At 72.8% G+C, this 12312-nt stretch carries 12 protein-coding genes; 6 read left to right on the top strand and 6 right to left on the bottom strand.

Going from position 1 to position 12312, the window contains the following annotated elements; genetic code table 11:
• Positions 1–51: 51 nt before the first annotated feature.
• A complete protein-coding gene (locus ACFV4F_RS01040; protein WP_380499960.1) occupies positions 52–1239 on the bottom strand; it encodes an acyl-CoA dehydrogenase family protein in 1188 nt (395 codons plus the stop codon).
• A gap of 114 nt (positions 1240–1353) precedes the next feature.
• Here ACFV4F_RS01040 and ACFV4F_RS01045 point away from each other — a divergent pair, with 114 nt between their 5' ends.
• Entirely contained in the window at positions 1354–1902 is a 549-nt protein-coding gene (locus ACFV4F_RS01045) for a GNAT family N-acetyltransferase (protein ID WP_380499962.1), read from the top strand.
• 113 nt (positions 1903–2015) lie between these two features.
• On the opposite strand, the gene ACFV4F_RS01050 is transcribed toward ACFV4F_RS01045, so the two are convergent.
• Together ACFV4F_RS01050 and ACFV4F_RS01055 are read right to left on the bottom strand one after the other, a co-directional pair.
• The gene (locus ACFV4F_RS01050) at positions 2016–2324 is read right to left on the bottom strand and encodes an AzlD domain-containing protein (RefSeq protein ID WP_359957373.1); all 309 of its coding nucleotides are present in this window, start codon (positions 2322–2324) and stop codon (positions 2016–2018) included.
• Positions 2324–3076, bottom strand: a complete 753-nt coding sequence (locus ACFV4F_RS01055) for an AzlC family ABC transporter permease (protein WP_380499963.1) — start codon at positions 3074–3076, stop codon at positions 2324–2326. The genes ACFV4F_RS01050 and ACFV4F_RS01055 overlap by 1 nt, the downstream gene beginning before the upstream one ends.
• A gap of 211 nt (positions 3077–3287) precedes the next feature.
• Between ACFV4F_RS01055 and ACFV4F_RS01060 the strand changes: the two genes are divergently transcribed.
• Entirely contained in the window at positions 3288–3914 is a 627-nt protein-coding gene (locus tag ACFV4F_RS01060; protein WP_380445610.1) for a helix-turn-helix domain-containing protein, read from the top strand.
• Positions 3915–3955: 41 nt separating this feature from the next.
• Here ACFV4F_RS01060 and ACFV4F_RS01065 read toward each other — a convergent pair whose 3' ends face one another.
• Positions 3956–5761 (bottom strand): cholesterol oxidase substrate-binding domain-containing protein, encoded by a 1806-nt coding sequence (locus ACFV4F_RS01065; RefSeq protein ID WP_380500004.1) that lies wholly within the window; start codon positions 5759–5761, stop codon positions 3956–3958.
• 355 nt (positions 5762–6116) lie between these two features.
• Positions 6117–6440, bottom strand: a complete 324-nt coding sequence (locus ACFV4F_RS01070; RefSeq protein WP_380445578.1) for a hypothetical protein — start codon at positions 6438–6440, stop codon at positions 6117–6119.
• 186 nt (positions 6441–6626) lie between these two features.
• On the opposite strand from ACFV4F_RS01070, the gene ACFV4F_RS01075 reads away from it, so the two are divergent.
• Both ACFV4F_RS01075 and ACFV4F_RS01080 read left to right on the top strand, forming a co-directional pair.
• Positions 6627–7346 carry a carbon-nitrogen hydrolase family protein gene (locus ACFV4F_RS01075; protein WP_380499964.1) on the top strand — a complete coding sequence of 240 codons (720 nt, stop codon included), beginning with the start codon at positions 6627–6629 and terminating at the stop codon, positions 7344–7346.
• Between the two features lie 115 nt (positions 7347–7461).
• Positions 7462–8925 carry a class II fumarate hydratase gene (locus tag ACFV4F_RS01080; protein ID WP_380445576.1) on the top strand — a complete coding sequence of 488 codons (1464 nt, stop codon included), beginning with the start codon at positions 7462–7464 and terminating at the stop codon, positions 8923–8925.
• A gap of 151 nt (positions 8926–9076) precedes the next feature.
• On the opposite strand, the gene ACFV4F_RS01085 is transcribed toward ACFV4F_RS01080, so the two are convergent.
• Positions 9077–9547 (bottom strand): SPW repeat protein, encoded by a 471-nt coding sequence (locus ACFV4F_RS01085; RefSeq protein ID WP_329930749.1) that lies wholly within the window; start codon positions 9545–9547, stop codon positions 9077–9079.
• Positions 9548–9733: 186 nt separating this feature from the next.
• On the opposite strand from ACFV4F_RS01085, the gene ACFV4F_RS01090 reads away from it, so the two are divergent.
• Both ACFV4F_RS01090 and ACFV4F_RS01095 read left to right on the top strand, forming a co-directional pair.
• A complete protein-coding gene (locus ACFV4F_RS01090) occupies positions 9734–10333 on the top strand; it encodes a PadR family transcriptional regulator (protein ID WP_380445575.1) in 600 nt (199 codons plus the stop codon).
• A 156-nt stretch (positions 10334–10489) separates the two neighbouring features.
• Positions 10490–12190, top strand: a complete 1701-nt coding sequence (locus tag ACFV4F_RS01095; protein ID WP_380499965.1) for an acyl-CoA dehydrogenase family protein — start codon at positions 10490–10492, stop codon at positions 12188–12190.
• Positions 12191–12312: the final 122 nt, after the last annotated feature.

The raw sequence follows: 12312 nt of genomic DNA on the forward strand, positions 1-12312 counted from the left end.
GCCCGGGCCCGGCCACCGCGTTTCTCCCGCCCGCCACCGGCTCACCGGGCGTCAGCGGTAGGCGGACTCCCCGGTGATGGCCTCGCCGAGCACGAGCGTGTGGATCTCGCTGGTGCCCTCGTAAGTAAGCACCGACTCCAGGTTGTTGGCATGCCGCAGCACCGGGTACTCGGTGGTGATGCCGTTGGCGCCGAGGACGGTCCGCGCGCTGCGCGCGATCTCCAGCGCGGTGCGGACGTTGTTGAGCTTCCCGAAGCTGATGTGCGCCGGACGGGCGGCGCCCTCGTCCTTGAGCCGGCCGATCCTCAGCGCGACCAGGTACGACTTCTCCACCTCCAGCATCATCTCGACCAGCTTCTGCTGGGTCAGCTGGAAGCCGGCGATGGGGCGCTCGAACTGGATGCGGGTCTTCGCGTAGTCCAGGGCCGCGGTGTAGCAGTCGCGGGCGGCGCCGACGGTGCCCCAGAGGATGCCGTAGCGGGCCTCGTTGAGGGAGGACAGCGGGCCGCGCAGGCCGACGACCCCGGGCAGCACGGCGTCGGCCGGCAGCACGATGTCGTCGAAGGCCAGCTCGCTGGTGACGGAGGCGCGCAGGGACAGCTTGCCGTGCACGTCGGTGGCGGTCAGGCCGCGGGTGCCGCGCTCCACGAGGAAGCCGCGCACGCCCTCCTCGGTCTGCGCCCACACGACGGCGACGTCCGCGATGCTGCCGTTGGTGATCCACATCTTGCTGCCGGACAGCACCCAGTCACCGCCCTCGCCGCCCTTGCGCACCGCCCGGGTGCGCATGTTGGCCGGGTCGGAGCCGAAGTCCGGCTCGGTGAGGGCGAAGCAGCCGATCAGCTCGCCGGCCGCCATGCCGGGCAGCCAGCGCTGCTTCTGCTCCTCCGAGCCGAAGGCGTGGATCGCGCGCATGGCGAGCGATCCCTGCACGGAGACGAAGCTGCGCAGCCCGGAGTCGGCGGCCTCCAGCTCCATGCACGCGACGCCGTAGGCGACCGCGCTCGAACCCGTGCAGCCGTACCCGTCGAGGTGCATGCCGAGCACACCGAGCGCGCCGAGCTCGGGGGCCAGTTCGCGGGCCGGGAACACCCCGCGCTCGAACCAGTCGCCGATGTGCGGGCGGATCCGCTCGTCGGCGAACCTCCGGACGGTGTCGCGGATGAGCCGCTCCTCGTCGGTGAGGAGATCGCCGACGGCGAGCAGGTCGGCCGGGTCGATCCGGGTCGGCTTCGTCATCGAAGCTCCTTGGGGTCTCGGGGTCTCGGTAGTCTCGGCGGGATGACGGGATACCGGGGAGTATTCCGCACCCGGCGGGGCGGCGGGCGGGCGCGAGCGAGTGAGGAAAGCGACATGTCCGGTGGCGGGTACGTGGTCGGCGAGGTGACCGCGGAGGAGCTGCGCGGCGCGGCGGACGAGATGGCGGGACTGCTGGTGGAGACCGTCCACGGTGGCGCGTCGGTCGGGTTCCTGGCACCACTGGAGGCCGCTGAGGCCGCGCGGTGGTGGCGGGCGCTCGTGCCGGACGTGGCGGACGGGCGACTGGTGGTGTGGGCGGCGCGGGAGGAGGCCGACGGGCGGCTCGCCGGGACGGTGCAGCTACGGCCGGCGACGACCGCGAACGGGCGACACCGGGGCGAGGTCGCGAAGCTGATGGTGCACCCGGCGGACCGCGGGCACCGGCTGGCCGGGCGGCTGCTGGCCGCGCTGGAGGAGCGGGCGGCGGAGCTGGGTCTGCGACTGCTGGTGCTCGACACCGAGACGGGCAGCCCGGCCGAGCGGATGTACGAAGCGGCGGGCTGGAACCGGGTCGGCGAGGTGCCGGACTACGCCACCGACCCGGTGGGCGCGCCGTGCTCGACGACGGTGTTCTTCAAGGCGGTGGGGGCGGGCGGGAGGTGACGGGTGGGGCGAACAGATAACAGATAACAGCGAACAGATGACAGATTTCGAAATCTGTCATCTGTCATCTGTTCGCTGTTATCTGTTCGCCGTCACTCGTCACCGGTCGGCGGTCAGCCCACCCCGCACAGCCGCAGCACCGCGGTCGTCGCCGCGCCCGCCACGACGACGGCCGGGAACGGCGCACGACGCAGGGCGAGGACACCCGCGACCAGGACGCCCGCCGGCCGGGCCCACCCCGCGAAGCCATGGCCCTGAGTGAGCGCACCCGTGGCGACCAGGGCAACCAGCAGGACGGAAGCGGCCACGGCCAGCAAGTGCCGGAGTCGCTCGGAGAGTTCGATCCGGTGCCCGAGCAGCGGCCCGGCAAGACGGTAGGCGTACGTGCCGGCGGCCAGCAGCAGCACGGCATACAGCGGCATCAACGGACTTCCTCCTTAACGGCGTTGGACCGGTTCTCCACGGCGACCACACCCTCGACCCCTGCCGCCCGAGACTCCCCCACCACCGAGGACTTCCCGGCGAACAGCAGCCCGACGAGCGACAGCAGCACCGGCAGCCCGGCCGGCAGGTAGGGCGTCGCCACCACCGCGACCACCGCTCCCGCCACCGCGGCCGCGCGCGTCCGACGGTCGTCGAGCGAGGGCAGCACGAGGGCGAGCAGCACCGCCGGGAAGGCGGCGTCGAGGCCGAGCGCGTCCGTGTCGCCGATCAGCCCGCCCGCGGCCGCGCCGAGCACGACGGAGACGTTCCACACCACGAACAGCGCGACCCCGCACAGCCAGAACGCGGCCCGCCGGCGCCGCCCGTCCGACTGCCGCAGGACGAACGCGGCACTCTCGTCCGTGATGAGCTGGGCACCGAACAGCCGTCGCCACCACGGGCCTTCGAGCACGTCGGCGACGGTGAAGCCGAATGGCAGCAGGCGAGCGTTGAGCACCAGCCCGGTGGCGACGGCCGCGAGCGCACCGCCGCCGGACAGCACCACACCCACGGCGGCGAACTGGGACCCGCCCGCGAAGACGAGGAGGGACATGACGACCGGCACCCAGAGCGGCAGGCCGCCGGAGACGCTGATCGCACCGAAGGAGGCGCCGACGAGGGCGTCGGCCAGGCAGACCAGAGCGATGTCACGGACGGTGGCAGACTCCAGTGTTCGAAAGAGCGAACGCATGTCCATTAGAATGAACCCGAGGCCAGCCGTTCGTCAAGGCGAACCCTTGGACCGCCACACCGAACGCCAGGTCCTGGGAGCCGGGGAACCAGGAAGCTCGGGAGCCCAGGAGCCAGGGAGCCCAGGAGCCAGGGAGCCGGACATGGGAGCATGGCGCGGCCGACAAGGCAGACGGGACCGCAGGAGGCTCGAGGAAGCGTGAGTGGACAGCATGAGTGACCCGACCCCCAACCCCGCCCCTTCCGCCGGATCCGGTACGGCCTCCGGCGCGGGCTCCCCCCTGGGCTCCGGCACGGAGCTGATCGGCCTGATCGCCGCGTCGATCCGGCGCGAGCGCGAGCGCAGCGGCCTGTCGATGGCCGAGCTGGCCCGACGGGCGGGCATCGCCAAGTCCACGCTCTCGCAGCTGGAATCGGGGTCGGGCAACCCGAGCGTGGAGACCCTGTGGGCGCTCGGCGTGGCACTGAACGTCCCGTTCAGCCGGCTCGTCGATCCGCCGCGACCGGCGGTGCGGGTGATCCGGGCGGGCGAGGGCCCCGTCACGCACTCGGAGCGGGCCGACTACGCGGCCACCGTGCTGTCGTCCTGCCCGCCGAACGCCCGGCGCGACATCTACCGCATCGAGGCGCAGCCGGGCGAGACCCGGGCCTCCGACCCGCACATGCCCGGCACGGTCGAGCACGTGATGCTGGGAGCGGGCCGGGCGCTGGCCGGGCCGACGGAGGCCCCGGTGGAGCTGGGCCCGGGCGACTACGTGAGCTACCCGGGCGATGCCCCTCACGTGTTCCGCGCGCTCGCCCCGGACACCCTGGCGGTGATCGTCATGGAACACATCTGACGAACCCGATGGATCGTCGATGGCCGACCATTCGGAGTCGGCTACGTCAACAGGCCGTCCAGGAAGGGGTTTCCGAAGACCCGGTGGGGGTCGTGCCGATTCAGGACGGCCACCGCCTCGTCCCAGCCCGGCCCGCCGCCGTCGCGCAGGCTCGCGGGGATGACCCGGCCGAGCAGGTCCGGGTCGGACCAGGCCGCGTCGGCGGTGTACGCCCAGCCCTTGGACCACTCCACGCGCAGGCCGGCCCGGGTGCCGTCGAAGGTGCGCAGCAGCCACTGTTCGAGGTCGCGGGCGAAGCGTTCGAGGCCCGGGGTGCCGGGGAAGGCCAGGACGTCGAGCCAGACGGCGGTGTCCCACTCGGGGCGGTCCGGGCGCGGGCGCAGCGCGGAGAGCAGGGGCGGCCGGGCGCCGGGGACGCCCGCGTAGGCGGGGTCGTCCAGGCCGGTGACGCGGATCTCGACCGCGCCGTTGACCGGGAACTCGCCGCGCGCCTGGTAGTCGGCGAGCAGCTTCCGGTACTGGGCGGCGAATTCGCTGACGACCCACTGCAGGTCGGCGCGCTTGCAGAGGATCGTGTAGCCGTTGGCGGTGACCCGCAGGGTGGTGGGGCGCACGTACTGGAGGAGGGTGCGGGAGGGGCCCCACAGGTCCGAGCGCAGTCCGGCGGCGAGGAGGTGGGTGAGGAGGTCGCCGGTGAGCAGGTCGCGCAGCAGCCCGCCCGAGAGGAGGACGTCCGTGAGGTCGCCGGTGAGTCCCACTTTGGCGACGAGGTACTGGAGTTGGCCGAAGAGCGGGGCCGACGCCCAGGCACCGGAGACGATCTGGCCGGCGAGCCGGGCGACGGGTTCCGGGACGTTGTCCGAGAACGGGTAGTTGTAGGGCTGGTCGACGGCGCGGGCGGCGAGCGGTTTGGCCGGGGTGACGCTCCAGGTCTTGAGCCAGGGGTACTCGGTGTAGGCGAACCAGATGGCCTCGGCGCGCCCGTCGCGGTCGACGAAGTCGGCGAAGGTGCGCGGTGGGCCGCCGCCGAGCAGGCCGCCCAGGAGTCCGCCGCCGGTGTCGCCGGGACGGGCGAAGAGTTCGCTCGCCGGGATGTCGAGGCGGCTGACGCAGCGCAGCGGCCGGTCGGCGCCGGCCCGCAGGACGACCTCGGTGAGGAACGCCCGGCCGAGGTGGACCAGGAAGGCGGCGCTGTCGGCCTCGGAGCGGTCGAACGTGCGCAGGGCGTAGCGGCCGGTGGCCGGGTCGAGGACGACGGCGGTGAGCCGGGTGACCTGGTTGCTGACCGATCCGTAGCCGTGCCCGTCCTGGCGGGTCTCCCCGGCGGCCGGGACGGCGGTGCCGTGGCCGCCGATGGCGAGGACACCGCCGACGGTGAGCTCGCCGGGCGCCGGGCAGGCGGTGAGGCCGAGGCCGAGGCCGGCCAGGTGGGCGAGCAGGTCCTCCATGGTGGCGCCGGTCTGGACGCGCACGGTGGTCGGTGAGTCGGCCGTGATCGCGGTGAGGTGGCGGCTCGTGTCGACCAGGAGGACGCGGGCGCTGTCGGGGGTGCCGTTGGCGACGGTGAGCGGCGCCCAGGTGTGGCGGTAGCCGGTGGCGCGCAGGCGCCAGCCGTTGGCGTGCGCCCAGTCGGCGAGGGCGGGGACCTCCTCCGGGGTGCGGGGCGCGCACGTCCACAGCTGGTCGGTGCGGATCTCGCCGGACCAGTTCTGGAAGACCCGCTGGTACAGCTCGGTGCCGGCGGGCAGCCCGGGTGGGACGGGCGCGGCGGCCTCGGCGCTGTCCGGGCCGACGGTGCCGCGCAGCAGCCAGGCCCCCGCGCCGAGCGCCGCGGACGCGCCGAGCATCTGCCGCCTGGTCAGGCCGCCGCCGTGCGCTCGTGCCCCGTCGGCGGAGCCCGGATCCGCCGCCCGCACCGCTTCGCCGTCCCGACCGCCGCCGGCTCCGCGCCACCGTCCTGTGGTCAACCGTCCCGCCCCCTGAGCTCGTCGCCCGGGTGTCCGTCGTCGGCCCCGGGTCCGGGCAGGAGCGTACGAAGTGGCGGACGGCCGTTTGAAGCGTTCCAGCCGATCATTCACCCGTACGAGTGATCATGGCTCATGCCGATGCGCGGCCGGGGCCGCCGGAGTGGCCCGGGGCCCGTCAGCGCGGCGCGGGCGGGCCCGGGACACGTCAGCGCGGCGAGGGCGGGCCCGGGGCCCGTCAGCGTGGCGCGGCGAGGGCGGCCTCCGCGTAGCGCTGCCACTGCCCGGCCGCCGATTCGGGAAGGCAGACCCAGTCCTTCATCGGCCGCCCGTCCGCCGGGTCGAAGAGGTGCGCCCCCTCCGTCGCGAGGGCCTCCGCGTGCTCGGCCGAGTCGCGGCCGAGGCGGCAGACCAGTTCGCCGCTGTGCAGTCCGGCGAAGGCCTTGCCGTTGACGTCCTTCAGGCAGGGCATGCCGAACATCTTGCTCCGGTGGGCGCCGCGCGGCGCCAGTTCGTCGGCGATGGCCTCGTAGCGGGCGGTGGCGCCCTGGTCGTTGGTCATGCGGCTCATAGTGGCGTGCCGGGGTGCGGCTGACCAGCCGTGCCGGAGCCCGACCCGGGTTCCGTCCTGCCCGCCTGCCTGGCCGTCTGTCTGCCTGCCCGCCTGGCCGCCCGCCGAAGCCTCTTGTCGGGCCATCGGACGACCGCATAAGTTGATCTTTTCCGCCTCGCGCCCGGGAGCACCGCCATGCCCGCATCCCTGACCGTCGCCGTCGCCCAGCCCGTCTGCGAGGAGCCCGGCCGGCCGGACACCGTCTCCGGCAACGCCGCCCGGCACGCCGCGGCCGTCCGGGAGGCCGGAGCGCGGCTCGTGGTGTTCCCCGAGTTGTCGCTGACCGGCTACGACCTCACCGCCCCGGCCCTCGACCCGACGGACGCGCGGCTCGCGCCGCTGATCGCCGCCTGCGCCGAGACCGGCGCCACCGCGCTGGCCGGGGCCCCGGCCGCGGACGCCGACGGGCGCGAATACATCGTGACCATGGCGGTCACCGGCGAGGGGGTCTCCGTCGTCTACCGGAAGATGCGGCTGCACGGCGAGGAGCTGAACCGTTTCACCGCCGGGGACGCACCCGTCGTCCTGGAGCTGGACGGGGTCAGGCTGGGCCTCGCGATCTGCGCGGACGCCGCCGATCCCACGCACGCCGAGGAGACGGCGGCCCTCGGCATCGACGCCTACGTCGCGTCCACCCTCTACGGCCCCTCACCCGAATCCGCAGCCCGCCGCGACGAGCACCTCGGGGCCCGGGCCGCCGCCCACGGCGTCTGGAGCGTCCTCTCCACCAGCGCCGGGGCCAGCGGCGACTTCCCGGCCACCTCGGGCGGCTCGGGCTTCTGGGCACCGGGCGGCGCACCGGTCGCCCAGGCCGGCACCGCGCCCGGCGGCCTGGTCCGCGCCGAACTGCCGTAACCCCCGGGGGTGAACGCGCGGGCCCCCGGAAATACCCGGGGCCCGCGCGCGGCTGTCAAGATCGGAGACCGGGACGGGGACGCCGTTCGGGACCGTTCAGGAGGTGCAGCACGCGATGGGTGATCAGCAGGGCCACGGACAGCGGGCCGACCAGAACCACCGGGGCCACCAGGCCGGCCAGGTCCACGAGGCCGGGCAGGAGTACCGCGTCGAGCACGACTCGATGGGCGAGGTCCGCGTGCCCGCGGCCGCCAAGTGGCAGGCGCAGACGCAGCGGGCGGTGGAGAACTTCCCGGTGTCCGGGCAGCGCCTGGAGCGCGCGCACATCGCCGCGCTGGCCCGGATCAAGGCCGCGGCGGCACGGGTGAACGCCCGGCTCGGCGTGCTGGACGAGGAGACGGCGGCGGCCATCGCGGCGGCGGCCGAGGAGGTCGCGGAGGGCCGCTGGGACGGCGAGTTCCCGGTGGACGTCTTCCAGACCGGCTCGGGCACCTCGTCCAACATGAACGCGAACGAGGTCATCGCGACCCTCGCCGCCGAGCGGCTGGGCCGGCCGGTGCACCCGAACGACCACGTCAACGCCAGCCAGTCGTCCAACGACGTGTTCCCGTCCTCGATCCACATCGCCGCCACCGCCGCCGTCACGCACGACCTGATCCCCGCGCTGGAGCACCTGGCCGAGGCGCTGGAGCGCAAGGCCGCCGAGTTCGCGCAGGTGGTCAAGTCGGGCCGCACGCACCTGATGGACGCCACGCCCGTCACGCTGGGCCAGGAGTTCGGCGGCTACGCCGCCCAGGTGCGGCACGGTCGCGAGCGGCTGCTGGCCACGCTCCCCCGGGTCGCCGAACTCCCCCTCGGCGGCACGGCGGTGGGCACGGGCATCAACACCCCGCCCGGCTTCCCGGCGGCCGTGATCGAGGAGGTGGCCCGCGCCACCGACCTGCCGCTGACCGAGGCCCGCGACCACTTCGAGGCACAGGGCGCGCGCGACGCCCTGGTCGAGCTGAGCGGTCAGCTGCGCACCGTCGCGGTTGGGTTCACCAAGATCGCGAACGACCTGCGGTGGATGGGCTCGGGCCCGCGCACCGGCCTCGGCGAGATCAACCTGCCGGACCTCCAGCCCGGTTCGTCGATCATGCCGGGCAAGGTGAACCCGGTGCTGCCCGAGGTGGTGCTGATGGTCGCGGCACAGGTGGTCGGCAACGACGCGACGGTCACGCTGGCCGGCGCGAGCGGCAACTTCGAGCTGAACGTCATGCTCCCCGTCATCGCCCGCAACGTGCTGGAGTCGGTGCGGCTGCTCGCCAACAGCGCCCGGCTGCTGGCCGACCGCACGGTGGACGGCATCACCGCCAACGTCGAACGGGCCCGGGAGTACGCCGAGTCGTCGCCGTCGGTGGTCACCCCGCTGAACCGGTACATCGGGTACGAGGAGGCGGCGAAGGTCGCCAAGCAGGCCCTGGCGGAGCGCAAGACCATCCGTCAGGTGGTGCTGGAGCGCGGGTACGTGGAGGAGGGGAAGCTCACCAAGGAGCAGCTGGACGAGGCGCTGGACGTGCTGCGGATGACGCGTCCGTAGCGGGGGCCGTCACGGACGGGTGCGGCGACGGGCTCGGCGGCGAAGGCCCGTGCGGCGGGCGTGCGGCCGGTGTGCGTGCGGCCGGTGTGCGCCGGGGCGCGGAGGGCGGCGGGCCGCCGTTCCGTGCCCCGGACGCGGGCTGCGGGGAAGGTCAGCCCTTGGCGCGGCCGGCCCGGCCGAGTCGCATCGCTGCTCCGTTCGACGTGATCGTGGCCATCGAGATCGCCGCGAGGCCGAGCAGGAACATCACGGCGCCGACGATGACGCAGGTGACGATGTTCTTGCCGTGCGCGACCGATCCGGAGACGGCCCAGGGGGAGATGATCGTCCAGATGCCGAGCGCCGCGGCCGCCCAGGCCCGCGCGTGGGTGCGCTCGTAGGCCGACCCGTAGCCCGCCATCAGCAGGGTGTAGGCCAGACCCACGATCAGGCAGGTCACGGTGAGGGTGCTGAAGGCGGTGAAGCCGACGATCCAGGGCGATGCGGCCAGGAACAGGCCCGCCAGCACGGCCAGGGCCTCGATGCCCTGGGCGCGCGGGGTCGAGGTGACCCGCTCGTAGTGTTCGCGTAGTTCGACGATGTCCGGATGGTGCTCCATGCCCATCGGGGTGTGGGTTGACACCGATACCACCTCCTGTGGTTCGGATCGTGGAAGGCGCTTGCCCCGTACCCATTCTGGCGCTTCTCGAACGTTTTGCACCTAATAGTCCGAAAAGGTCGATAACCATCCGATCACGGCGGTGACCTGCGTCTCACCGCTCCGGCGCGCCATTGCCTATGCAACTCGTTGCATAGCAGGATGCGGGGCATGGCACTGGAGCACGCGATCCTCGTCTCACTGCTGGAGCAGCCCGGCTCCGGCTACGAGCTGGCCCGGCGCTTCGATCGCTCGATCGGCCGCTTCTGGACCGCCACCCACCAGCAGATCTACCGGGTGCTGCGGCGCATGGAGGCGGACGGCTGGATCGCCGCCGAGGAGATCGCCCAGGACGGCCGGCCGGACAAGAAGGTCTACTCGGCGGCCGGGCCCGGCCGGGCCGCGCTCGCGGACTGGCTGCGCGAACCGGTCGAGCCGGAGACCGTCCGGCACGAGCTCGCGGTGAAGATCCGCGCCGCCGCCTTCGACGACCCGGCCGCGCTGATCTCCGAGGTCGAGCGCCACCGCGACGGCCACGCCGCCCTGCTCACCCGCTACCTGCACGGCGAGCAGCGCGACTTCCCCGACCTCACCTCGCTCGACACCGCTCAGGAACTCCAGCACGTGGTGCTGCGCGGCGGCATCGAGTACGAGCGGATGACCCTCGCCTGGCTGGACGACGTGCTCACCACCCTGCACCGCCTCGTCGCCGACGGCACCGGCCCTGACGACGCGACAGGCAACGGGGAGCGGACCGCGGCGAACAGATGACGGCCGACAGATGACAGAAGACAGATAACAGAGTTTGAAATCTGTTATCTGTTACCTGTCCGTCGTCGGCCGTCGACCGCCCTCCCGCGCCGCCCCTGGCCCCACCCCACAGCCACCCCACAGTCACTCCACACCCTCGACCCCCGGGAGCCCGTGATGCTCTTCAACCCGCGTACCTACGACCCCGCGCAGTTCGACGAGCCGACCCGCCGGCTGCTGCGCGCGACCGTCGACTGGTTCGAGTCGCGCGGCAAGAAGGCGCTCATCGACACCTACATCGACCGCACCTGGTACGGCGACTTCCTCGAATTCGCCGCCAAGGAGGGCCTGTTCGCGGAGTTCCTGACCCCCTCCGCCGCCGACCCGGACAAGCGCTGGGACACCTCCCGGATCGCCGAGCTGAACGAGATCCTCGGCTTCTACGGCCTCGGCTACTGGTACACCTGGCAGGTCACCATCCTCGGCCTCGGCCCGGTGTGGCAGAGCGAGAACGAGGCCGTCCGCGCCCGCGCCGCCCGCCTCCTGGCGGAGGGTCACGTCATGGCCTTCGGCCTCTCCGAGCGCACCCACGGCGCCGACATCTACTCCACCGACATGATCCTCACCCCGGACGGCGAGGGCGGCTTCACCGCGACGGGCCCGAAGTACTACATCGGCAACGGCAACGTCGCCGGCCTGGTCTCGGTGTTCGGCCGCCGCTCGGACGTCGAGGGCCCCGAGGGCTACGTCTTCTTCGCCGCCGACAGCCGCCACGAGGCGTACCACCTGGTCAAGAACGTCGTGAACAGCCAGATGTACGTCAGCGAGTTCCAGCTGGAGGACTACCCGGTGCGCGCCGAGGACGTGCTGCACACCGGCCAGGCCGCGTTCGACGCCGCGCTGAACACCGTCAACGTCGGCAAGTTCAACCTGTGCACGGCGTCGGTCGGCATCTGCGAGCACGCCATGTACGAGGCGGTCACGCACGCCCACAACCGCGTCCTGTACGGCCGCAAGGTCACCGACTTCCCGCACGTGCGCCGCGAGTTGACCGACGCGTACGCCCGCCTCGTGGCGATGAAGCTGTTCAGCGCGCGGGCCGTGGACTACTTCCGCACCGCCTCCCCCGAGGACCGCCGCTACCTGCTCTTCAACCCGATGACCAAGATGAAGGTCACCACCGAGGGCGAGAAGGTCATCGACCTCATGTGGGACGTCATCGCGGCCAAGGGCTTCGAGGCGGACACCTACTTCGACAAGGCCGCCAAGGACATCCGCGGCCTGCCGAAGCTGGAGGGCACCGTCCACGTCAACCTGGCGCTGATCCTCAAGTTCATGGCCAACTACCTGTTCGCCCCGGCCGATTACGCGCCCGTGCCGACCCGCAAGGACGCCGCCGACGACGTCTTCCTGTTCCACCAGGGCCCCGCCCGCGGCCTCGGCGCGATCCGCTTCCACGACTGGCGCACCGCCTACGACCGGCACGCACACCTGCCGAACGTCGCCCGCTTCCGCGAGCAGGCCGACGGCTTCTGCGAGCTGCTGCTCACGCACGCACCGAGCAAGGAGCAGCAGGCGGACCTCGACTTCCTGCTGGAGATCGGCCAGTTGTTCGCGCTGATCGTCTACGGCCAGCTGGTGCTGGAGCAGGCCGAGTTGACCGGCCTGGAGGCGGACGTGCTGGACCAGGTCTTCGACGCGCTGGTCCGCGACTTCTCCGCGCACGCGACCGAGCTGCACGGCAAGGCCTCGGCCACGGAGGAGCAGGCCGCCTGGGCGCTCGCGCACGTGCGCCGGCCGGTGGCCGACGCCGAGCGGGCCGCGAAGATGTGGGCGCGCGTCGAGGCGCTGTCGGGCGCGTACGAGATGCAGCCGTAGTCCTGCGGACGGCTACGCAGGGCCCGGGGGGGGCGGGGGGGGGCCCCGCGACCCCCGGGGGCCACCCCGGGCCGGCGGGGGTAAACCCCGAGGGCGGAAGCGGCGAGAGCCCGCGGGGGGGT

Source organism: Kitasatospora sp. NPDC059722 (genome assembly GCF_042733235.1).
GTDB lineage: Bacteria > Actinomycetota > Actinomycetes > Streptomycetales > Streptomycetaceae > Kitasatospora.

Bases quoted from the DNA above. Each gene is read 5' to 3' on its own strand.
- ACFV4F_RS01065 (WP_380500004.1), bottom strand. From the start codon at position 5,761: ATGCTCGGCGCGTCCGCGGCGCTCGGCGCGGGGGCCTGGCTGCTGCGC.
- ACFV4F_RS01070 (WP_380445578.1), bottom strand. From the start codon at position 6,440: ATGACCAACGACCAGGGCGCCACCGCCCGCTACGAGGCCATCGCCGAC.
- ACFV4F_RS01055 (WP_380499963.1), bottom strand. From the start codon at position 3,076: ATGCGTTCGCTCTTTCGAACACTGGAGTCTGCCACCGTCCGTGACATC.
- ACFV4F_RS01080 (WP_380445576.1), top strand. From the start codon at position 7,462: ATGGGTGATCAGCAGGGCCACGGACAGCGGGCCGACCAGAACCACCGG.
- ACFV4F_RS01075 (WP_380499964.1), top strand. From the start codon at position 6,627: ATGCCCGCATCCCTGACCGTCGCCGTCGCCCAGCCCGTCTGCGAGGAG.
- ACFV4F_RS01090 (WP_380445575.1), top strand. From the start codon at position 9,734: ATGGCACTGGAGCACGCGATCCTCGTCTCACTGCTGGAGCAGCCCGGC.
- ACFV4F_RS01095 (WP_380499965.1), top strand. From the start codon at position 10,490: ATGCTCTTCAACCCGCGTACCTACGACCCCGCGCAGTTCGACGAGCCG.
- ACFV4F_RS01050 (WP_359957373.1), bottom strand. From the start codon at position 2,324: ATGCCGCTGTATGCCGTGCTGCTGCTGGCCGCCGGCACGTACGCCTAC.
- ACFV4F_RS01045 (WP_380499962.1), top strand. From the start codon at position 1,354: ATGTCCGGTGGCGGGTACGTGGTCGGCGAGGTGACCGCGGAGGAGCTG.
- ACFV4F_RS01040 (WP_380499960.1), bottom strand. From the start codon at position 1,239: ATGACGAAGCCGACCCGGATCGACCCGGCCGACCTGCTCGCCGTCGGC.
- ACFV4F_RS01060 (WP_380445610.1), top strand. From the start codon at position 3,288: ATGAGTGACCCGACCCCCAACCCCGCCCCTTCCGCCGGATCCGGTACG.